Raw genomic sequence first — 20322 nt, 5'->3', positions numbered from 1 at the left:
TGGCAGTCGGCCACAGGCGTTGGGCCGAATCGTAGCTGCGCCCTCAACGATGTGTCAATTTCATGAATCTTCTAAAAACAGGCGAAAACCGTCTAAGAAATGGCTTTACGCGGCAGGAATATTCAATCATCGCAGCCATTGAGGCCACAGGCTGCTACGGAAATGGATGCCCCCTGATCAGGTAGCGACTGACCCAGCCACTGCGCAAATGCCTGGGGCTTGCCTAGCCATGGCCCGATATCGATCAGGGTGAATTGGTCATCGTGCTCAAGCGCCAGGGTCGGAAAGCCCTGCCCGCCGACCTTGGCCAGAAGAGCACGGCTGTTCCTGATATGGCCTTCGGTGTCGGCCGACCTGAAGGCTTTTTCGAAGGCTTCGCGGTCCAGCCCCATGCCCTGGGCAAGTTCAAACAGTACCGACTCGTCGGCGATGCGGCGCCCCTCAACGTAGTGAGCACTTTGCAATTTCCCCAGCAACTCCAGCCCGCGACCGGTCATTTGCTCGGCAGCCAGCACCGCAGCGATGGGTGGCGCCGAGTCGAACACGGCGCTGTGATCACGCAGCAACCCTTCGAAATAGGCTTCACCGAACGGCTGCCCGCTGTATTCGGCGATGCGCCGGTCGTGAGGCATGACGTAATTGCGCAGTTGTGGCGAAACCTTTTGCCGATTGGCCTCCGTCATCATGCCGCCACCGTGTGCAATCACGGGCAGCACAGCCTGGGCGGCTTGCACCAGCGGTTTGGCGCCGTAGCACCAACCGCACAAGGGGTCGTAGATGTAATGCAGGATCATGGGAAAGCTCCGACAGAAATTCAGGAAAATTCGATGTCGGCAGGTTAGTGCCGCAGCGGCCCCGGAAAAACGCCGGATTGGCTTTCAGTCTGTTGCTTGAATCGGTCGAATGGTTGCCTCACAAAACCCTGTGAGGTCTTGGTGATTGCATGAATCGGCGGGCAAAAAAAAGCGCTGCCATCCCGGCAGCGCTTTTCTTGTTCAATCCGTTGTTTTTCTTCTTATCCTTCCATCACATCCCACAACGCATCCAGTTCCGCTTCGCTGAATAAACCAGCAGGGTAACGCTCGATCATCGTCCGGCGCGGATCAGTTTCGCTGATCTGACGCATTCCATTGGACTTGAACCAGTGCGCCAGGATCTGGAGCGATTCGCTATTTACTGCCAGGGGATGCAACGCCTTTTCGCCCACAACATTCACTTCGGCGTTCATTTCAGCGCTCTCTCCCGGTTTGTGAGCGGCTAACTTATCCAAGGTTTATGACAGAACATCGAAGTCCTCCCCCTCCCCGAGTTACAACAGCAGAGATACAAGAGCTGTGCCAAGGTTTCTGAAGTGTGTCCTTGTAGATACAAAAAAGCCCGCAGGCCTGTAGGGCCGCGGGCTCCGCGCAACAATGGTGGCTGATCGACAGCCTGAGGAATTTTGCAATCAACTCAAGCTGTTACGGCTTCACTCACTCCTTGTGCGGCGCGGGTTGTTGCTGGGTAAGGCAGTGAATATTGCCGCCCCCCAGTAACAGTTCGCGACCAGGCACCATCACCACTTCATGTTGCGGGAACAAGTTCTGCAAGATCTCCTTTGCCGGGCCATCTTGCGGATCGTCAAAGCACGGCGCGATGATGCCGCCGTTGACGATCAGGAAGTTCACGTAGGAACCGGCCAGGCGAACAGTCGGATTACGTTCCTGCGTACCGTCGACCGGATCGACACCGGCGCACTCTTGCTCGGTCGCAAACAGCGGACCCGGGATCGGCATCTTGTGCACCGTGAACGGGCGGCCCTTGGCGTCGGTGCTGCTTTGCAGCACTTTCATCGCTGCCTGGCAGCGCGGGTAGTTCGGGTCTTGCGGATCATCGGTCCAGGCCAGCAGCACTTCACCCGGGCGCACGTAGCAGCAGAAGTTATCCACATGGCCATCGGTTTCGTCATTGAACAAGCCATCCGGCAGCCAGATGATTTTATCCACAGCCAGGTTCGCACTCAGGACCGCTTCGATTTCTGCGCGACTCATGTGCGGGTTGCGATTGCGGTTGAGCAGGCATTCTTCGGTGGTGATCAGGGTACCTTCGCCGTCGACGTGAATCGAACCGCCTTCCAGCACGAAGCCTTCGGTGCGGTAGCGCGGGCTGCGCTCGATCTCGAGGATCTTGCCGCCGACCTGCGAGTCACGGTTCCACGGCGAATACAGGCCGCCGTCAAAACCGCCCCACGAATTGAAATCCCAGTTCACGCCACGGACTTCACCCTTGTTATTGATGACAAAGGTCGGGCCGGTGTCGCGGACCCAGGCGTCGTCACTGGACATTTCAACCACACGAATATTCGGCACATCCAGACGGGCGCGGGCGTTTTCGTACTGGCCGGCGGAAACCGCCACGGTTACCGGTTCGAAGCGGGCGATGGCCTTGGCCACTGCCACGTGGGCGGCTTGTGCCGGTTTGCCACCCAGGCGCCAGTTGTCCGGGCGCTCGGGCCAGATCATCCAGGCCTGGGTTTGGGGTGCCCATTCGGCTGGCATGTAGAAGCCGTCGGCGCGAGGGGTGCTGTTCAACGTGGTCATGGCTCAGGACTCCGGAGTGACATTGATACCTGACAGAAATGGAAGCGCATTGGTACACGCCGTGGACTGGCCACTTTATATCCGATAAATATCGGCTTTTGAAGCACCTTACATCCTCCGTTACAAAAACAACCGATAAAAAGCCGATATCAATCGAATTAAAACCACCATCCATGTGGGAGCAGGTTTGCTCCGGGCGGCGTTCCGACAAAAGCGGCATTCCAGGCGCAATATTTGCGTCGGATATACCGGCCTCTTCGCGAGCAAGTCGAATCGTCGCACCGCCGCTCCCACATTGGCCCGCATTTACAGGGGGATGTGTTTACAGCCCCTCCGCGAGCACCTTCGACAGCATGTCCACGAAGAAATCCACGCTTTGGCGCGAGGTGACCATCGGCGGCTTGATCTTGAGGATGTTCAGGTAATCGCCGGTCGGCTGCATGAAGATCCCTAGTTCACGCAAACGATCGCACAGTGCGGTGGTTTCTTCGGTGGCCGGTTCCAGGGTTTCGCGGTTGCGGATCAGTTCGACACCCAGATAGAAACCGGAACCGTGCACCGCGCCCACTAACGGATGAATATCGATCAATGCTTCGAGGCGCTTCTTGAAATGCCCGCCCACGACCTGGGCGTTCTCCCAGAGTTTTTCTTCTTGCATCACATCCAGCACGGCCATGCCGACCTGGCAACTGACCGGGCTGCCGCCTGCGGACGAGAAGAAGTAACCCTCGGCCTCCAGCGCCTCGGCGATTTTCCGGCGGGTGATGACCGCGCCCAGTGGCTGACCGTTGCCCATGCCCTTGGCCATGGTGATGATGTCCGGCACCACGCCCTGTTCTTCGAAGCCCCAGAAGAAATCGCCCATGCGCCCGTAGCCGACCTGCACTTCGTCGGCGATGCACACGCCGCCCCGAGCCCGGACCATGGCATAGACTTGTTTCAAATAGCCTGGGGGCAACGAGATACCGCCGGCATTGCCATACACCGGTTCGCAGATGAACCCGGCCAGTTGGCGATTCTGCTCGGCGATTTTCGCCAGGTTGTGTTCGACGCTGCGCACGTAATCCGGCGCGCTGTCGGGGCCACGGAATTCACCGCGATAGGTGTTTGGCGCGGTCACCGGGTGTACCCAGTCCGGACGGCTGCTCAAGGCCTTGGGGTTGTCGGCGATCGAGGTCGACACCGAATCCGCGCCCACCGTCCAGCCGTGATAGGCCTCCAGCACACTGAGCATGTCGCGGCCGCCGCTGTAGGCCCACGCCAGGCGAATCGCCAGGTCATTGGCCTCGCTGCCGCTGTTGACCAGGAACACCCGATCCATGCCGTCAGGGGACAGCTTCAGCAAACGTTCGGAGAACTCGGCCACGGCTGCGTAATTGAAGCGCGAGTTGGTGTTGAGCAACGACCACTGGCGGCTGGCAACGGCGGCCATGCGTGGATGGCCGTGGCCCAGCACCGCCACGTTGTTGAGCATGTCGAGGTAGGAGCGGCCCTGCATGTCGATCAAATGGTTGCGCCAGCCACGCTCGATACGCGGCGGGTCGACGTAATAGTGTTTTTGCGTGCGGGCGAAGCTGGCATCGCGCCGGGCCAGCAAGGTCGGGCCGTCGAGTTCGGCTTCGGCGTCACAGGCCAGACCCAGCAACGCCGCCGGCGAAGGGCACAACGCCTGCCAGGCCGCCGCGCGCGAAGGCGTACAGAACAACGGCGCATTGATCGACGCGCCACGGCACAACTGCACGATCAATGGCCCGCTGACCGAACCCAGTACCTGGCCTTTGACCAAGGCCGCGCCGCTGTGCAGCGACGGCGTGACGCCCCAAAGCCGCACGCTCAATTGCGGGCCGTCCAGTTGCAGCACGCCCGCCGATGGATGATGCACCACCCCGGCAAACGGCGCTTCGACCGCCGTGCCCTGAGGCACACGCAACTCGACGTGCAACGGGCAAGTGTCCGGTTCAGCTGCGCTGTCCGGGCGGGTGTGGGACAGGCGGTATTGCCCATAACGACTGGCCGCCAGGCCATGTGCCGCGGCCGCTTCATCCAGCAGGCGCTGATCGACGCCCTCCTGCTCCCAATTCCCGGCCTCGAAATGCGGACTGAGCACGCCCAGGTCTATCAGCGCGAACTCTCGCCCCACCAGGTTCGGCAACAGCGGTGCGAAACCTTCGCTGCCGATGGTGGGCAGGTTCTGGCCGACGGCGGTGAGGATCGCCGCTTCCATCAGCGCCAACGGCACCGACGTGGCCACACGGAAGATTTCCCATTCATGGACCAGATTGTCGCGGCTGTAGGCATTGCCAGGATCGATGCTGATCTGCTGTTCGCCGCTGAGCACCAACACCGCCGCGCGGGCGACAATCAGCGGCCACAGCGCCAGCAGTTCTTCGTGTTGCAACGGGTTGACCGCGTGATAGGCCTGGATTGCCGGCAAAATGCAGAACGGATCGCCCTCGCCATGATGCAGCAGCGCTGCGCAGGTCACCGACAGATCGGTAATGCGCCAGGTGCGCACCAGATCGCCGAAATCGATCACGCCTTGCAGCTGCCAATGGCGCTGCGCATCGCGCTGCCACACCACGTTGTCGTCGGTGATGTCCATGTGAATGGCCTGCACCGGCAGTTTGTCCTGCAGTGGCTGCAAATGCCGCTCGGCTTGCGCGGACGCTTCGATGAGCAATTTGCGCTGGGCCTCATCCTTGATCAACGGCAGCAAATGCGCGATCAGGGCGTGAGCATGGCGGGCGTCCCATTGCAGGGTTCGCTCCAGCCCCGGATGGTCGAAATCCGCCAGGGCCAGGTCCATTTCACCACACAGGCGCCCGAAGCCGGACACCACCGTCGGGGTGAAACGAGCGAGGCTCGTCAGCGGCTGGCCTTCGATGTAGTCGAGCAGGCGAACGTGGACCGCCTGGCCATCCACGTCCAGCGACAGCAGGTCTGCACCGTTTTTCGCCGTGATAACACGCGGCACATGTACATCGGGATGTTCGCCCAGATGCTTGAGCCCGGCATGTTGTGCCTGGAGTTCCAGTACCGAGTAGTCGCCACGGCAGATTTTCAGGACGAAACGTCCCCGCTCGCTGTCGACGCGGTAGTTCAGGTCTTGCTGGCTGCCAAGGGCCTGCAACCTGCCACTGAACCCGTAATGTTCTTCCAGCAGCCCTAGCGCTTGCTCCGCAGACACCTGCGGGCTGGGCAAACTGGCGCGATGAATCAACGTGGCGAGCGGCATACAACGACCCCTGAAATTTTATTAGGCGCCTATATCGCCACTGGTTCGGGCGATACGCAACCCCCCGGAACTGGTATGAGGGCATTTGTGAACACAGTTGCTCCCACAGGTTTTGTTCTGGTACTCGCCTCGATCAGCACTTTGCGCAAGAATGGCGGCCATTAAACGCACACTGCTGGAGAGCCACCATGAATGTAGTGACCACCGACCTGCCCGGTGTTCTGATCCTCGAACCCAAGGTCTTTGGTGACGAACGTGGTTTCTTCTACGAGAGCTTCAACGCCAGGGCATTCAAAGAGGCCACCGGGCTGGAGACTGAATTCGTTCAAGACAATCACTCCCGTTCGCAGAAGGGCGTGCTGCGCGGCCTGCATTACCAACTGGAAAATACCCAGGGAAAACTGGTTCGCGTCACGGTCGGTGAAGTGCTGGACGTCGCCGTAGACATCCGTCGCAGCTCGCCGCACTTCGGTAAATGGGTCGCCGTGCGCCTGTCTGCCACCAATCATCGCCAGCTCTGGGTCCCGGAAGGTTTCGCCCACGGGTTCGTGGTCTTGAGCGAATTTGCCGAGTTTCTTTACAAAACCACCGACTACTACACGCCATCGGCCGAGCGCAGCATTCGCTGGGACGACCCGGACCTGGCCATCGACTGGCAACTGCAAGGCACGCCGCAGCTGTCGGCGAAAGATCAGGCCGGGGTATTTTTCAGGGACGCCGATGTCTTTGCCTGACAGGCCGGCTGAAACTCGCCAATCAAGATGCAACTGACCCAAGGCGGGCAAGCCTAGGCATAATGCGCCTGTACCCACAGGCGCATGCTGCTCATGAAACCAACTCTTCCTCCCAGACCCCGTTGGCGCAGCCTGGCCCTGCTGGCACTGTGCCTGGCGCCGTTGCTGTGGCCGCTGGAGCATCTCGCCGAGCGTTACTACCGCAGCGAGCTGGCCAGCCAGAATCGTCAGACCCTCGACCTCTACGTCGCCAACCTGCTGGGTACCCTGCACCGCTATGAAGTGTTGCCGCAAATCCTCGGCGACCTGCCGGCCTTGCGTGCCGTGCTCGGCGCGCCGGACGATGGCGTCACCCAAGGCAATGCCAACCGCTTGCTGAAAAACATCGCCACCCAGACCGGTGCCGAAGTCATGTACCTGATGGACGCCACCGGCAAGACCCTGGCCGCCTCCAACTGGGACAAACACGACAGTTTTGTCGGGCGTAATTTTTCCTTCCGGCCGTATTTCAGCGAAGCCATGGCCGGGCGCCTCGGGCGCTTTTTCGGCCTGGGCACGACATCCGCCAAGCGCGGTTACTTCTTTGCCGCCGGCGTACGTGATGGCGAAAAAATCGTTGGTGTACTGGTAGTCAAGGTCGACCTCGACCACACCGAAAGCCTCTGGGGCAAAACCCCGGAACAACTGCTGCTGACCGACCACAACGGCGTGGTCATTCTCACCTCGCGACCGGAGTGGCGATTCCGCTCGACCCGCCCGTTGAGCGAAGACGAAAGCAAAGCCATCACGGCGATCCAGCCCTATCCAACCCGCGATCCAAAACCGCTGAAGCTCAATACCAATGCCTGGTTGACCCAGACCCGGCAGATCGCTGAAACCGGCTGGGACGTCAGCATCCTCGCTCCGCGCACCTTGATCGACCGCCCGGTGCGCACGGTGGTGGCTATCGGTGGTGCAACGTTGCTGGTGTTGATGCTGTTGCTTGGCCTGATGATGCAGCGCCGTCGCCACTACCTCGAACGCATCGCTTTCGAAGCCAAGGCCCGCCGCGAGCTGGAAGGCCGGGTCGCCGAGCGCACCAGCGATCTCGAGGGCCTGAACCGACGCCTGAAACAGGAAGTGCTGGAACGCGAGCAGGCCCAGCAAGAGCTGGTCCGCGCCCAGGATGATCTGGTGCAGGCCGGCAAATTGTCGGCGCTGGGCACCATGTCGGCGAGCATCAGCCACGAACTCAATCAGCCGCTGGCAGCAATTCGCAGCTACGCGGAAAACGCCGAAGTATTGCTCGATCACCAGCGCACCGACGACGCCCGAGGCAACCTCAAGCTGATCAGCGAATTGACTGGTCGCATGGCCTCGATCATCGCCCACCTGCGCGCCTTTGCCCGGCGCGACCGCCACGCCCCGGAAAGCGTCGCCCTGCAACCGGCGCTGGACGATGCCCTGGCCTTGCTGGCCAAGCGTCGACGCAGCATGGAAGTCGAACTGATCCGCGACTTGCCCGCCGCCACCCTGTGGGTCGAGGCCGGGGAAACCCGCCTGCGTCAGGTGCTCGGCAACCTGCTGGCCAATGCCCTGGACGCCCTGACGGAAAAAGGCCCGCCACGTAAACTCTGGCTCAGTGCCCAATCCACGGCCGATGGCGTCAACCTGTACATTCGCGACAACGGCCCCGGGTTTTGCATGGAAGCCCTTGGCCGCGCCAGCGAGCCGTTCTATACCACCAAGACCCGCACCCAGGGCCTCGGCCTGGGGCTGGCGATTTGCGAAACCCTGATGCGCGCCTTCGGCGGTGAACTGTCGTTCGCCAACCACAAGGAGGGCGGCGCCCTGATTACCCTGAAGCTGCGCGCAGGCGCACCGGGCGTGAGCCTGCAACCGTCCGAGGACCGAAGTGCATGACCATCGACAACCGCATTCAGGTCGTGTTGATCGACGACGATCCCCACTTGCGCCAAGCCCTGAGTCAAACGCTGGATCTGGCCGGCCTGAAAATCCTGCCACTGGCCGAAGCCAAGGGCCTGGCCACACAACTTGAACGTGACTGGCCAGGGGTGGTGGTCAGCGACATCCGCATGCCCGGCATGGACGGTCTCGAACTGTTGACCGAACTGCACGCCCAGGATCCGGAGCTGCCGGTGCTGCTGATCACCGGCCACGGCGATGTGCCGCTGGCCGTGCAGGCCATGCGCGCCGGAGCCTATGACTTTCTGGAAAAACCCTTCGCCAGTGACGCCCTGCTCGACAGCGTACGCCGCGCATTGGCCCTGCGCCGACTGGTGCTGGACAACCGCAGCCTGCGGTTGGCCTTGAGCGACCGCAACGAGCTGAGCACGCGCCTGGTCGGCCACTCACCTTCGATGCTGCGCCTGCGCGAGCAGATCGGCGCCTTGGCGGCGACCAGGGCCGACGTGCTGATCCTCGGCGAAACCGGCGCTGGCAAAGAAGTCGTGGCCCGGGCGCTGCACGATTTATCAAGCCGTCGCAACGGTCCGTTCGTGGCGATCAACGCCGGTGCCCTGGCCGAATCGGTGGTCGAAAGCGAACTGTTCGGCCACGAGCCCGGCGCCTTCACCGGCGCGCAGAAACGTCGCATCGGCAAGTTCGAATTCGCCAATGGCGGCACGCTGTTCCTCGATGAAATCGAAAGCATGAGCCTGGATGTGCAGGTCAAGTTGCTGCGCTTGCTGCAAGAGCGGGTGGTCGAACGCCTGGGCGGCAATCAACTGATCCCGCTGGACATCCGCATCATTGCCGCCACCAAGGAAGACCTGCGCCAGGCGGCGGATCAGGGGCGTTTCCGTGCCGACCTGTATTACCGCCTGAACGTCGCGCCGCTACGGATTCCACCGCTGCGTGAACGGGGCGAAGATGCGCTGATGCTGTTCCAGCATTTTGCCGATGAAGCCAGTGCCCGCCACGGCTTGCCACCCCATGAACTGCAACCGGGGCAACGTGCGTTGCTGCTGCGCCACACCTGGCCCGGCAACGTGCGCGAGCTGCAAAATGCCGCCGAACGTTTTGCCCTCGGGCTGGAACTGGCCCTCGACAACAGCACGCCGGATGGCGGCGCTGGCAACAGGGTCGAAGTCGTCAGCGGCGGTTTGAGCGAGCAAGTGGAGAACTTCGAAAAAACCCTCATCGCCGCCGAACTGGCACGCTCGCACAGCTCCGTGCGCAGCGTTGCCGAAGCCCTCGGCATTCCGCGCAAGACCTTGCATGACAAACTGCGCAAGCACGGTCTGAGTTTCGCCGACAGTGGTGCCTCGGCCCACCCTGACGATCTCGACTGAGCTACCGTCCAATCATCCACTTCACGCCAGAGGCCCCTGAATGAGCCGCGACAGTCGACAACTGGAATCCGTTCTCCATCATGACATTCCCCTCACCCGGGACATGGGCCTCAAAGTGCTCGACTGGCATGACCAGCAACTGCGCCTGCACTTGCCGCTGGAAGCCAACGTCAACCACAAGAGCACCATGTTCGGCGGCAGCCTGTATTGCGGCGCGGTCCTGGCCGGTTGGGGCTGGCTGCATTTGCGCCTCAAGGAGGAAGGCATTACCGACGGGCACATCGTGATTCAGGAAGGGCAGATCAGCTATCCGCTGCCGGTGACGGGGGATGCCCACGCCATTTGCCAGGCGCCGGACCCGGTGATCTGGAAGAAATTCCTGACCACCTTCCAGCGATACAGCCGAGCGCGGTTGACGCTGCATACGCGGGTCGTCAATGAAGGTCGCGATGAGGATGCGGTGAGGTTTGTCGGGCAGTACGTGTTGCACCGCTGAACTTCAGATCGGTAAGAAACCCTGTGGCGAGGGAGCTTGCTCCCGTCAGGCTACACAGTAGCCGCAATAAAGCATTGGGGCCGCTTCGCGCCCCGACGGGAGCAAGCTCCCTCGCCACAAAAAGGTGTGAATCTCAGGACCGCGCCAATTCCAGCAGCTTCTCCCGCCAGGCTGCCTTCGCCGGCAATGCCAGGAAGAACGCATTCAACAGCGACTCCCGCGCCGGATAGCTGAACGGCTCACCGCTCAACTCCAGTACTTCACCGCCCGCGCCTTCCAGCACACCTTGCGCTGCCGCCGTGTCCCACTGGGAAGTCGGTGCCAGGCGCGGATAGCAATCCGCGGCGCCTTCGGCCAGCAGGCAAAACTTCAGCGAACTGCCGATATTGGCCAGTTGCAGCTCGCCAAGGCTGGCGCTCAACCCGGCCAGCAAGCGCTCCTGCTCCGGGCTCGAATGGCGACGGCTGGCCACCACGGTGAAGGACTCACCGGGCGCTAATGCATCACGCACCTTGATCGCCACGGGCGTACCACCTTTATCGCCGCGCCAGGCACCGAGACCAGCGCCACCGACGTAAAAACGCCCGTTGGTCGGCATCGACACCACGCCGAACACCACCCGACCGTTTTCGATCAGCGCGATGTTGACGGTGAACTCTTCGCTGCCGCTGATGAATTCCTTGGTGCCATCCAGCGGATCGACCAGCCACCAGCGCTGCCAGCCGGCCCGCACGCTTTGGGGAATGTTGGCGTCCTCTTCGGAGAGCACCGGGATGCTCGGATCGAGCGCCGTCAACCCGGCCAGAATCAGGTGATGAGCAGCCAGGTCGGCAGCGGTCACCGGCGAATCATCAGCCTTTGCCGTGACGGCCGTGCCTGTGCGCCAGAACGGCAGGATCGCATCACCGGCCTGCAAAGCCAGTTCAATCACCGATGCCATCATCGGGTGTGGGAAATTCATGGCTGGAACGCTCCGCGCTGAGTCAACAGGTCTCGGGCCAGGTACAGCGCCGCCAAGGCACGGCCCTCGGTAAATTGCGGGTTTTGCGCCAGTGCCGAGAGTTCACGCAGATTGACCTTGTCCACCCGCATCGGCTCGGGCTCGTCGCCTTCCAGACGCTCTTCGTAGAGGTCGGTGGCCAGCACCACTTGGATCTTCTGGCTCATGTAACCGGGGGACAGCGACAACTCGGTCAGGTGCTCCAGTTGCCGCGCGCCAAATCCGGCCTCTTCCTTGAGTTCGCGCTCGGCCGCCGCCAGCACGTCTTCACCCGGCTCGATCAAGCCCTTGGGCAATGACATTTCATATGCATCCGTGCCGCCGCAATACTCCTCGACCAGCACCGCATGCTCGGCATCGAGCATCGCCACGATCATCACCGCGCCGTACCCGGCGCCCTTGCCGACCAGGCGTTCATACGTACGCTCCACGCCGTTGGAAAAGCGCAGCTTCATCTCTTCCACGCAGAACAATCGACTGGTGGCGACAATTTCGCGGGCGAGTATGGTGGGTTTCTGGCGCATGCAAAGCTCCTTGGCGTGAACGCGCTACTATAACGCGGCTTTCCCGATTGTTTACGCCAGAAATCTTTCTACTGCCCGAGACGTTGCCATGCCTTCATTACCCTGGTCCGACATCGATACCGTTCTGCTGGACATGGACGGCACGCTGCTGGACCTGCATTTCGACAATCACTTCTGGATGGAGCACCTGCCCCAGCGTTACGCCGAACTGCACAGGGTCAGCCGGGCCATGGCCGAGATGGAATTGCAGCCGTTGTTCGAGCGCAATGCCGGCCAGTTGCAGTGGTACTGCCTGGACTTCTGGAGCACCGAACTGAAGCTGTCGGTGCGCGACCTGAAACTGGAAACCGCGCACCTGATCGCCCTGCGTCCGGATGCCGACACCTTTTTGGCGGCGATCAAACGGGCGGGCAAGCGCGTGGTGCTGATCACCAATGCCCATCGGGATGCGCTGTCGTTGAAGCTGGAAAAAATCGAACTGGCGCCTTACTTCGAACGCTTGATCAGTTCCCATGACTACGGCTTCCCCAAGGAAAACCCGCAATTCTGGGATGCGCTGCAAGCCGATATCGATTTCGATCCGGCGCGTAGCCTGTTCATCGACGACACCTTGCCGATCCTGCGCAGCGCGCGGGACTTTGGCGTGGCGCATTTGCTGGCCGTGCGCGAGCCGGACAGCCGCAAGGGGCCGAAGGATACGGCGGAGTTTGCGGCGGTCGGGGATTATCGGGATTTGATTGCGGGACTTTGATTGACCGTAGGAGCTGCCGCAGGCTGCGATCTTTTCATCTTAATTGCGTCAAGGTCAAAAGATCGCAGCCTGCGGCAGCTCCTACGGGCCTCGTGTTACTCAGGAATCCGCAACGACTGCCCCGGATAGATCTTGTCCGGGTGCGACAGCATCGGCTTGTTGGCCTCGAAGATTTTGTTGTACTTGTTGGCGTCGCCGTACACGCGCTTGGAAATCGCGCTGAGGGTGTCACCCTTCACCACGGTGACAAATACCGCCGCTTTCACGACCGGGCCGGTCACGGTGATCTGATCATCCACACTGCCAACCCCGGCGATATTACCCACCGCCAGCAGAATCTTTTCCTTCTCTTCCTGGCTCGCCACTTCACCGGTCACCGTGACCTTGTCGCCGTCGACCGTCGCCTGCACATTCGGGTTGCCCAGGCCGACCTTGCTGATGTGCTCCTTCAACTGCTCACTGGCGTTGGCGTTACCTGGCGTCAGCAAATCCAGCAATTTTTCGCCTGCTTCCTTCACAAAGCTCAAAAGACTCATGGTGCACTCTCCTTGGGTTTCGGGTTCCAGACGTCAAAGCCTAGACCACGGTCGTCACCTGCGAATCCAACCCGACCAATGACCCCGCTTGCGATAGAATCCGCACCTTCCCACCCCTTGGAGCGCAGATGGACATCAAGCAGCTGAAATTCCTCATCGCGCTCGACGAAACCCGCCATTTCGGCCAGGCCGCCGCGCGTTGCCACATCACTCAGCCGACCCTGTCCATGCGCCTGCGCAGCCTCGAAGAAGAACTCGACCTGCCGTTGGTCAATCGCGGCCAGCGCTTCGAAGGCTTCACCGCGCCAGGCGAGCGGGTGCTGGCCTGGGCGCGCACGGTGTTGGCGGCCTACGACGGCTTGTACGCCGAGGCAGCCGCCTGTCGCGGCAATCTGGTCGGCACCTTGCGCCTGGGCGTAGTGCCGTTGTCGAGCTTCGATCCGCTGCCACTGATGCAACGCTTGCACGCCGAGCACCCAAACCTGCGCTTCGAACTCTCGGCCCTGAGTTCCGAGCAGATCCTCGAGCAACTGGCGAACAATCGCCTGGACCTCGGCGTTTCCTACCTGGAACGCCTCGATACCGAACACTTCGACTCACTGGCCTTCAGCGAAACCCGCATGGGCCTGCTCTATGATCAACGCTTCTTCAGCTTTGGCGAGGCACCGCTGAGCTGGGAATCCTTGATCGAACTGCCGCTGGGCATGCTCACCAGCGGCATGCACTTTCGTCAGTCCATCGACCACAACTTCCACAGCCGTGGCCTGACCCCGCAACCGTTGCTGCAGACCGATGCCGTGCATCAACTGTTACAAGCCGTGCACGGCGGCTTGTGTTGCGCCGTAATGCCATTGAACGGCGGCCTCGAAGGCCTGACCGAACACTTGCGCCTGCAACCGATCGAGAACGCCCAGACCCTCGGCCGCCTGGGGCTGATCATGCGTCGCAGCGCGCCACGCTCGGCGCTGGCAGAAGCCTGTTTTGCCCTCTATCAACAATCGCTGATCGGCGCTTGATCGACGGCATCTATCGGTAGATCAGTATTAGCGATTAGACGTGACAACTTGCCGCGCCTAGTCTTAAAGCTGATCAAACCGTCGGTGATGCCATGAACACCAAGCGCCCTGCATGCGCGGCGCCTGCCCTCGAAGCGCCCGCGCCCTCCGCAAGCCAGACGTACTGCTATAGCAATCTCGAATACTCCGAATCGGCCAGCACCGCACTGGCCGAGGAAGTCGCGCTGGCGATTGCCTTCAACGGCATCAGCCAGGCGGTCATGCTGGTGACGCCCACGGACCTGGAAGATTTCATCGTCGGCTTCAGCCTGGGCAGCGGCATCATCCAGGACGCCACGGACATCTATGACCTGCAACTCAGCGGCTCGGGATCGGCGCAATACGCGCAAGTGACCATCGCCAACCGCGCGTTCTGGAACCTCAAGCAGCAGCGTCGGCAACTGGCCGGCACCAGCGGTTGCGGGTTGTGCGGCGTGGAAGCAGTCGAGCAGGCGTTGCCTGACCTTCGGGTATTGCCCGGCGCCCCATTGCCGCCTGTCGAATGGCTTGATGGCCTGCGCGAGCGCATCGGTGCCTTCCAGCCCTTGGGCCAACATTGCGGTGCGGTGCATGCCGCAGTGTTCATGAATGACAAGGGCGAGTTGCTGCTGGGCCGCGAAGACATCGGCCGGCACAACGCCCTCGACAAACTGATCGGCGGATTGATCCGGCAAAAAATCCCGACCGCTGGCGGCCTGGCGATTGTCACCAGCCGCTGCAGCCTCGAATTGATCCAGAAAGTCTTGCGCGCTGGCATCCAGACCCTGGTCAGCCTGTCGTCGCCCACGGGCCTTGCCGTGCAATGGGCCCGTCGCCACAACCTCAATCTCATCCATCTGCCTCAGAAGAATGCACCGCGGGTCTACAGCCCAACGTTGGAGAATCAAGCGTGAGTCAACACCGTCAGGCCGACCAGAAACCCGTTCCTCGCTTCAAGCCCTACAAAGGCCCGGCCGGTGGCTGGGGGGCACTGATCAGCGTGGCCCAGGCCTGGTTGACCAGCGACAACGCGCTGAAGAACCTGCGCATCATGCTCAAGACCAACCAGAACGGTGGCTTCGACTGCCCGGGTTGCGCCTGGGGCGATTCTCCGGAAAAGGGCATGGTGATGTTCTGCGAGAACGGCGCCAAGGCGGTGAACTGGGAAGCGACCAAACGCCGTGTCGATGCCAAGTTCTTCGCCAAGCACAGCGTCACGTCGCTGCTGGAGCAAAGCGACTATTGGCTCGAGTATCAGGGCCGCCTGACCGAGCCGATGAGCTATGACGCCGAGACCGATCGCTACAAGCCGATCAGCTGGGACGACGCATTCGCCCTGATCGCCAAACACCTGAACGGCCTGTCGAGCCCGGATCAGGCCGAGTTCTACACCTCGGGCCGGGCAAGTAACGAAGCGGCGTACCTCTATCAGCTGTTCGTGCGCGCCTACGGCACCAACAACTTCCCTGACTGCTCGAACATGTGCCACGAGGCCAGCGGTGTCGCGTTGTCACAAAGCGTCGGGGTCGGCAAAGGCACCGTGACCTTCGACGACTTCGAACACGCCGATGCGATTTTCGTCTGGGGCCAGAACCCCGGTACCAACCACCCACGGATGCTCGAACCGCTGCGCGAAGCGGTGAAGCGCGGCGCCCAAGTGGTGTGCATCAACCCGCTCAAGGAGCGTGGCCTGGAGCGTTTTCAGCACCCCCAGCACGCGATCGAAATGCTCACCAATGGCGACAAGCCGACCAACACCGCATTCTTCCGCCCGGCCCTGGGTGGCGACATGGCGATCATGCGCGGCATGGCGAAATTCCTCCTGCTGTGGGAGCGGGACGCGCAGAAAACCGGTGAGCCGGCGGTGTTCGACCACGACTTCCTCAACGGGCACAGCGTCAACGTGCTGGAATACCTGGCCGTCATCGACGACACCCCCTGGGAGCAGATCGTCGAGCAGTCCGGCCTGAGCCTGGTGGAAATCGAGCAAGCGGCGCGCATGTACGCCAAGGGCAAGAACGTCATCATGTGCTGGGCCATGGGCATCACCCAACACCGCCATTCGGTGGCGACCATCCAGGAAATCGCCAACCTGATGCTGCTGCGCGGCAACATCGGCCGGCCGGGTGCCGGCCTGTGCCCGGTGCGTGGCCACAGCAACGTGCAGGGCGACCGGACCATGGGCATCAACGAACGCCCTCCTGCCGCGTTCCTCGATGTCCTGGAGCGACGCTTCCAGTTCAAGGTGCCACGCGACAACGGCCACAACGTGGTCGAGGCGATTCATGCGATGGCTGAAGGGCGGGCGAAAGTCTTCATCGGTCTGGGCGGCAACTTCGCCCAGGCCACGCCAGACAGCCCGCGCACGTTCCAGGCCCTGCGAAACTGCGACCTGACCGTGCAGATCAGCACCAAGCTCAACCGCAGCCATTTGACCCACGGCAAGGACGCGCTGATCCTGCCGTGCCTGGGCCGCACCGACATCGATATCCAGACCCAAGGCCCGCAAGCGATCACCGTCGAAGACTCGTTCAGCATGGTCCACGCCTCCAATGGCCAACTGCAGCCGCTGTCGAACCAGATGCGCTCGGAACCGGCGATCCTGGCCGGCATCGCTGCCGCGACCCTGGGCAGCCACCCGGTGGACTGGAACTGGCTGGTGGCCGACTACAGCCGCATCCGCGACCTGATCGCCGAGACCATTCCCGGTTTCAAGGACTTCAACGAGAAAATCAAGAACCCGGGAGGCTTCTACCTGGGCAACAGTGCCGGCGCACGCAAGTGGAGCACCGCTTCGGGCCGGGCCAATTTCCGCTCGAACGCGCTGCCCAAAGACCTGGTGCACGAACGCACCCGCGCCACCGGAGTACTGCCGGACCTGATCATGCAATCGATGCGTTCCCATGATCAGTACAACACCACCATTTATGGCCTCAACGACCGTTATCGCGGCGTGAAAGGTCAGCGCGATGTGTTGTTCGTCAACGAAGCCGACATCATTCGCCTGGGCTTCAAGCCGGGGCAAAAGGCCGACATCGTTTCGCTCTGGGACGATGGCGTGGAACGTCGGGTAAAAGGCTTCACCCTGCTGGCGTTTGATATCCCGGCCGGGCAAGCGGCGGCCTACTATCCGGAGGTGAACCCGTTGGTGCCGCTGGAAAGCACCGGCGATGGCAGTGATACGCCGACATCGAAATTCGTGGCGATCCGGTTGGAAGCGGCGAGTGAGACCGGGTTGATCATGGCCAGGTCTGCTTAATGTGTTGTCTGAACTGGCCCCATCGCGAGCAAGCTCGCTCCCACAGTCTTTTTCTGTTGTTCACATAATCTGCGTTCGACTGAAATCCCTGTGGGAGCGAGCTTGCTCGCGATGGGGCCAGACCAATCACCAAAAACTCCGGACCCTGCACTTTCCTTTCGCCCACAAAAAAGGCCGCTTTCTTATGAAAACGGCCTTTGCGAATAAGTAAAAGACCTGCAAAAAAACGTTAAGTTCCGCCCAAAAAACAGTAACTTGCAATATTGTATACAAGTCGTGTTATTCGTCGGATTTCGATTGTCACGCCCATTCCAGAGCCTCAGGATCGCGCCGTCATCCCCTTGAGGTTCCTCCATGAAGTTCTCCTCGATTCTCTTGTTGTCCCTTGGCCTGGTCAGCGGTATCGCGTCTGCTGGCGGCACCACCGAAGCCGGTGTAGGCGGCGCATTGGGCGGGGTTTTAGGCTCGGTCGTCGGTCAGTCGTTAGGCGGCAGCACAGGTTCCACCATCGGCGCGGCCCTGGGTGGCGCGGGTGGTAGCGCCGTCGGCGCAAACAAGCACAGCCGTGGCGAAGCAGCCCTTGGCGGTGCGTTGGGTGCAGCGGGCGGTAACGTGGTCGGCCGCAGCGTGGGCGGCACCACTGGCAGCCTGATCGGCGCCGCAGCGGGCGGCGGTGCTGGTGGCGCGCTGGGTAACTACATGGGCAAAGATTACGATGATGAAGACGGCGGTCATCGTTCGTATCGCGGCCATGACGATCGTCGTTACTACCGTGACGGCCATCCGGGCCGTGGCCATGCTTATGGCCATCGCAAGCACCACCACAAGTACTACCGCGACTAAGGCCTCGAGCGCCTCGCTGGTGAGTACAACAAAAATCGCAGCCCAAGGGCTGCGATTTTTTTTGCCTTACTGAACCACCAGACGTTCCAGTGCCCCGCGCAACCCGGCAGGAATCGCCACGGGTTGATTCGATGCACGATCGACAAACACATGCACAAAGCGCCCCGCCGCGCAGGCCTCGTCTTCTCCTTGCTTGAACACGGCCAGTTCGTACTGCACCGAACTGTTGCCCAGCTTGCCCACCCGCAGACCGATCTCGATGCGGTCCGGGAAGGCAATGGAAGCAAAGTAATCACAGGAAGAACTCACCACGAACCCCACCACCTCACCATCATGGATATCCAGGCCGCCGACTTCGATCAGGTAAGTGTTCACTGCCGTATCGAAGAAGCTGTAGTAGGTCACGTTGTTGACGTGACCGTAGGCGTCGTTGTCGTGCCAGCGGGTGGTGATGGGCTGGAAGTGCGGATAGTCGGTGCGTTGGGGCATTGGTGTTGATTCCTGAGTGGGTTCGCCAGTCTAAGGCGAAAACCGCGTTATCGTTCTTCGCGAGCAAGCCCGCTCCCACAATGGATCATCGCCGGACACAAATTTTGCAGGCAATGAAGTAACAGTGTGGGAGCGGGCTTGCTCGCGAAGGCGCCCTCACAGGCGCCACAACAATCACTTGTCAGCGAAGCCTTTGCCGGCTGCCGCCAACTCGCCAATCACCCGCGCCGGCTGCCAGTGATCGCCCTGACGCGTCTCAAGGTCCATCAAGCGCCGGTGAATGTCCGCCAGCCCTTGCTGATCGGCCCAGGCCATCGGCCCGCCCTTGTCCGCCGGGAAACCGTAACCGTTGAGGTACACCAGATCGATATCGCGGGCCGACCCGGCGATGCCTTCCTGGAGGATCTTCGCGCCTTCGTTGACCAGTGCCAGCAAACAGCGCTCGAGAATTTCTTCCGGGCCGATCTCGCGGCGCTGGAACCCCAGCTCCTCACTGACTTGAAGCACCAGTGCATCCACCTGCGGATCGTGTTCGGCCTGACGACTGCCGGGTTCATAGTGGTAAAAACCGTTGCCACTCTTCTGGCCAAAACGTCCCTGCTCACACAAACGATTATCCACCTGGACCTCCGGCGCATCCTGCCCGATGCCGGATAGCTGGCGCGAGCGCCATTGCAGGTCGACGCCCACCACATCGAACATGCGGAACGGCCCCATGGCGAAACCGAAGCCCTGCAGCGCAGCGTCAACCTGGTAGGGATAAGCGCCTTCCAGCAGCATTTTTCGCGCTTCGAGCACATAGGTATTGAGCATGCGGTTGCCGATGAAACCGTCGCAATTGCCCGACACCACACTGACCTTGCCCATGCGCTGGCCGAGCGCCAGCGCCGCGTCGAGTACCGCCGGTGCAGTCTGCGCGCCACGGACGACTTCCAGCAGTTTCATGATGTGCGCCGGGCTGAAGAAGTGCAGGCCCAGTACTTGTTGCGGCCGACGTGTGGCCGCAGCGATGGCATCGATGTCCAGCGCCGAAGTATTGCTCGCCAGAATCGCCTCAGGCTTGAGCAGGCCATCGAGCTCGCGGAAGATTTTCTGCTTGAGCTCAAGGTTTTCGTACACCGCTTCGATGACCAGGTCGACCTCGCGGATGGCCACATAACCATCCGCCGCCGTAACCCGCGCCACACGGGCATCGGCTTCGCCTTGGTCAATGCGGCCCTGGCGCACGTTGTGGGCGTAGGTGTCGGCCACGGTGGCCAGCGCTTGCTCCAGCATTTGCGGATTGTTGTCGACCCACTGCACGGCCACTCCGGCGTTGGCCAGGCACATGACAATGCCACGGCCCATGGTGCCCGCGCCGATGACGGCGGCGCGCTGAATATTCGACGGTGTCTGGCTCATGTTTTGTTCTCTTGTTGGCGATCCGAAGACAGCCACCACCATAGTCAGCCACCAGGTTTTTTTGAAATTTATTCCTGTGATGAGCAACATTCAGCGGATGGATGTAGCCCTTTGAGCACACCGAAAACCCCTGTGGGAGCGGGCTTGC

General features: G+C 61.3%; 18 protein-coding genes. 9 read left to right on the top strand and 9 right to left on the bottom strand.

Features of this window, described 5'->3' with window-relative positions; genetic code table 11:
- Positions 1-122: 122 nt before the first annotated feature.
- The 4 genes from ACMDB8_RS00755 to ACMDB8_RS00740 all read right to left on the bottom strand — a co-directional run bounded on the left by ACMDB8_RS00755 (position 123) and on the right by ACMDB8_RS00740 (position 5814).
- Positions 123-794 carry a DsbA family protein gene (locus ACMDB8_RS00755; protein WP_409079097.1) on the bottom strand — a complete coding sequence of 224 codons (672 nt, stop codon included), beginning with the start codon at positions 792-794 and terminating at the stop codon, positions 123-125.
- Between the two features lie 221 nt (positions 795-1015).
- The gene (locus ACMDB8_RS00750; RefSeq protein ID WP_008003171.1) at positions 1016-1228 is read right to left on the bottom strand and encodes a hypothetical protein; all 213 of its coding nucleotides are present in this window, start codon (positions 1226-1228) and stop codon (positions 1016-1018) included.
- Between the two features lie 244 nt (positions 1229-1472).
- The gene (gene aguA, locus ACMDB8_RS00745; RefSeq protein WP_409079096.1) at positions 1473-2579 is read right to left on the bottom strand and encodes an agmatine deiminase; all 1107 of its coding nucleotides are present in this window, start codon (positions 2577-2579) and stop codon (positions 1473-1475) included.
- Positions 2580-2901: 322 nt separating this feature from the next.
- Positions 2902-5814, bottom strand: a complete 2913-nt coding sequence (locus tag ACMDB8_RS00740; protein WP_409079095.1) for an aminotransferase — start codon at positions 5812-5814, stop codon at positions 2902-2904.
- Between the two features lie 188 nt (positions 5815-6002).
- Between ACMDB8_RS00740 and rfbC the strand changes: the two genes are divergently transcribed.
- The 4 genes from rfbC to ACMDB8_RS00720 all read left to right on the top strand — a co-directional run bounded on the left by rfbC (position 6003) and on the right by ACMDB8_RS00720 (position 10337).
- Complete coding sequence (gene rfbC, locus ACMDB8_RS00735; protein ID WP_409079094.1) at positions 6003-6548, top strand: dTDP-4-dehydrorhamnose 3,5-epimerase; 546 nt, start codon at positions 6003-6005, stop codon at positions 6546-6548.
- 93 nt (positions 6549-6641) lie between these two features.
- Positions 6642-8450, top strand: coding sequence for a sensor histidine kinase (locus ACMDB8_RS00730; RefSeq protein ID WP_223541940.1), 1809 nt, complete (start codon positions 6642-6644; stop codon positions 8448-8450).
- The gene (locus tag ACMDB8_RS00725; protein WP_223541939.1) at positions 8447-9841 is read left to right on the top strand and encodes a sigma-54-dependent transcriptional regulator; all 1395 of its coding nucleotides are present in this window, start codon (positions 8447-8449) and stop codon (positions 9839-9841) included. Before ACMDB8_RS00730 ends, ACMDB8_RS00725 begins: the two co-directional genes overlap by 4 nt.
- Before the next feature lie 40 nt (positions 9842-9881).
- On the top strand, positions 9882-10337 hold the full coding sequence (locus ACMDB8_RS00720; protein ID WP_056726897.1) for a thioesterase domain-containing protein: 456 nt from the start codon (positions 9882-9884) through the stop codon (positions 10335-10337).
- 133 nt (positions 10338-10470) lie between these two features.
- Here the strand turns inward: ACMDB8_RS00720 and cysQ are convergent, their stop codons facing one another.
- Complete coding sequence (gene cysQ, locus ACMDB8_RS00715; protein ID WP_409079093.1) at positions 10471-11298, bottom strand: 3'(2'),5'-bisphosphate nucleotidase CysQ; 828 nt, start codon at positions 11296-11298, stop codon at positions 10471-10473.
- A complete protein-coding gene (gene nudE / locus ACMDB8_RS00710) occupies positions 11295-11861 on the bottom strand; it encodes an ADP compounds hydrolase NudE (RefSeq protein ID WP_056726899.1) in 567 nt (188 codons plus the stop codon). The genes cysQ and nudE overlap by 4 nt, the downstream gene beginning before the upstream one ends.
- 88 nt (positions 11862-11949) lie before the next feature.
- On the opposite strand from nudE, the gene yrfG reads away from it, so the two are divergent.
- Complete coding sequence (gene yrfG, locus ACMDB8_RS00705; protein ID WP_056726900.1) at positions 11950-12612, top strand: GMP/IMP nucleotidase; 663 nt, start codon at positions 11950-11952, stop codon at positions 12610-12612.
- Positions 12613-12707: 95 nt separating this feature from the next.
- Here yrfG and lysM read toward each other — a convergent pair whose 3' ends face one another.
- Positions 12708-13148: a peptidoglycan-binding protein LysM gene (lysM, locus tag ACMDB8_RS00700; RefSeq protein ID WP_007972838.1), complete on the bottom strand. Its 441-nt coding sequence runs from the start codon at positions 13146-13148 to the stop codon at positions 12708-12710.
- A gap of 128 nt (positions 13149-13276) precedes the next feature.
- Between lysM and ACMDB8_RS00695 the strand changes: the two genes are divergently transcribed.
- The 4 genes from ACMDB8_RS00695 (at position 13277) to ACMDB8_RS00680 (ending at position 18284) form a co-directional block, all read left to right on the top strand.
- On the top strand, positions 13277-14164 hold the full coding sequence (locus ACMDB8_RS00695) for a LysR family transcriptional regulator (RefSeq protein WP_056726901.1): 888 nt from the start codon (positions 13277-13279) through the stop codon (positions 14162-14164).
- Positions 14165-14256: 92 nt separating this feature from the next.
- Positions 14257-15096: a formate dehydrogenase accessory sulfurtransferase FdhD gene (gene fdhD / locus ACMDB8_RS00690; RefSeq protein WP_409079092.1), complete on the top strand. Its 840-nt coding sequence runs from the start codon at positions 14257-14259 to the stop codon at positions 15094-15096.
- Positions 15093-17441 (top strand): FdhF/YdeP family oxidoreductase, encoded by a 2349-nt coding sequence (locus tag ACMDB8_RS00685; RefSeq protein ID WP_409079091.1) that lies wholly within the window; start codon positions 15093-15095, stop codon positions 17439-17441. Before fdhD ends, ACMDB8_RS00685 begins: the two co-directional genes overlap by 4 nt.
- 354 nt (positions 17442-17795) lie before the next feature.
- On the top strand, positions 17796-18284 hold the full coding sequence (locus tag ACMDB8_RS00680) for a glycine zipper domain-containing protein (RefSeq protein WP_056726904.1): 489 nt from the start codon (positions 17796-17798) through the stop codon (positions 18282-18284).
- A gap of 66 nt (positions 18285-18350) precedes the next feature.
- On the opposite strand, the gene ACMDB8_RS00675 is transcribed toward ACMDB8_RS00680, so the two are convergent.
- Together ACMDB8_RS00675 and ACMDB8_RS00670 are read right to left on the bottom strand one after the other, a co-directional pair.
- Positions 18351-18773: an acyl-CoA thioesterase gene (locus ACMDB8_RS00675; protein WP_007972849.1), complete on the bottom strand. Its 423-nt coding sequence runs from the start codon at positions 18771-18773 to the stop codon at positions 18351-18353.
- Positions 18774-18947: 174 nt separating this feature from the next.
- Positions 18948-20174, bottom strand: a complete 1227-nt coding sequence (locus ACMDB8_RS00670) for a 3-hydroxyacyl-CoA dehydrogenase (RefSeq protein ID WP_409079090.1) — start codon at positions 20172-20174, stop codon at positions 18948-18950.
- Between the last annotated feature and the right edge of the window lie 148 nt (positions 20175-20322).

Source organism: Pseudomonas monachiensis (assembly GCF_047345015.1).
In the GTDB taxonomy this organism is placed as follows: Bacteria; Pseudomonadota; Gammaproteobacteria; order Pseudomonadales; family Pseudomonadaceae; genus Aquipseudomonas; species Aquipseudomonas monachiensis.
This window is presented reverse-complemented; position numbering and strand designations above follow the sequence as displayed.

Bases quoted from the DNA above. Each gene is read 5' to 3' on its own strand.
- ACMDB8_RS00755 (WP_409079097.1), bottom strand. From the start codon at position 794: ATGATCCTGCATTACATCTACGACCCCTTGTGCGGTTGGTGCTACGGC.
- ACMDB8_RS00695 (WP_056726901.1), top strand. From the start codon at position 13,277: ATGGACATCAAGCAGCTGAAATTCCTCATCGCGCTCGACGAAACCCGC.
- fdhD (WP_409079092.1), top strand. From the start codon at position 14,257: ATGAACACCAAGCGCCCTGCATGCGCGGCGCCTGCCCTCGAAGCGCCC.
- ACMDB8_RS00730 (WP_223541940.1), top strand. From the start codon at position 6,642: ATGAAACCAACTCTTCCTCCCAGACCCCGTTGGCGCAGCCTGGCCCTG.
- ACMDB8_RS00750 (WP_008003171.1), bottom strand. From the start codon at position 1,228: ATGAACGCCGAAGTGAATGTTGTGGGCGAAAAGGCGTTGCATCCCCTG.
- cysQ (WP_409079093.1), bottom strand. From the start codon at position 11,298: ATGAATTTCCCACACCCGATGATGGCATCGGTGATTGAACTGGCTTTG.
- yrfG (WP_056726900.1), top strand. From the start codon at position 11,950: ATGCCTTCATTACCCTGGTCCGACATCGATACCGTTCTGCTGGACATG.
- rfbC (WP_409079094.1), top strand. From the start codon at position 6,003: ATGAATGTAGTGACCACCGACCTGCCCGGTGTTCTGATCCTCGAACCC.
- ACMDB8_RS00680 (WP_056726904.1), top strand. From the start codon at position 17,796: ATGAAGTTCTCCTCGATTCTCTTGTTGTCCCTTGGCCTGGTCAGCGGT.
- ACMDB8_RS00720 (WP_056726897.1), top strand. From the start codon at position 9,882: ATGAGCCGCGACAGTCGACAACTGGAATCCGTTCTCCATCATGACATT.
- ACMDB8_RS00670 (WP_409079090.1), bottom strand. From the start codon at position 20,174: ATGAGCCAGACACCGTCGAATATTCAGCGCGCCGCCGTCATCGGCGCG.
- lysM (WP_007972838.1), bottom strand. From the start codon at position 13,148: ATGAGTCTTTTGAGCTTTGTGAAGGAAGCAGGCGAAAAATTGCTGGAT.
- ACMDB8_RS00725 (WP_223541939.1), top strand. From the start codon at position 8,447: ATGACCATCGACAACCGCATTCAGGTCGTGTTGATCGACGACGATCCC.
- ACMDB8_RS00740 (WP_409079095.1), bottom strand. From the start codon at position 5,814: ATGCCGCTCGCCACGTTGATTCATCGCGCCAGTTTGCCCAGCCCGCAG.
- aguA (WP_409079096.1), bottom strand. From the start codon at position 2,579: ATGACCACGTTGAACAGCACCCCTCGCGCCGACGGCTTCTACATGCCA.
- ACMDB8_RS00675 (WP_007972849.1), bottom strand. From the start codon at position 18,773: ATGCCCCAACGCACCGACTATCCGCACTTCCAGCCCATCACCACCCGC.
- nudE (WP_056726899.1), bottom strand. From the start codon at position 11,861: ATGCGCCAGAAACCCACCATACTCGCCCGCGAAATTGTCGCCACCAGT.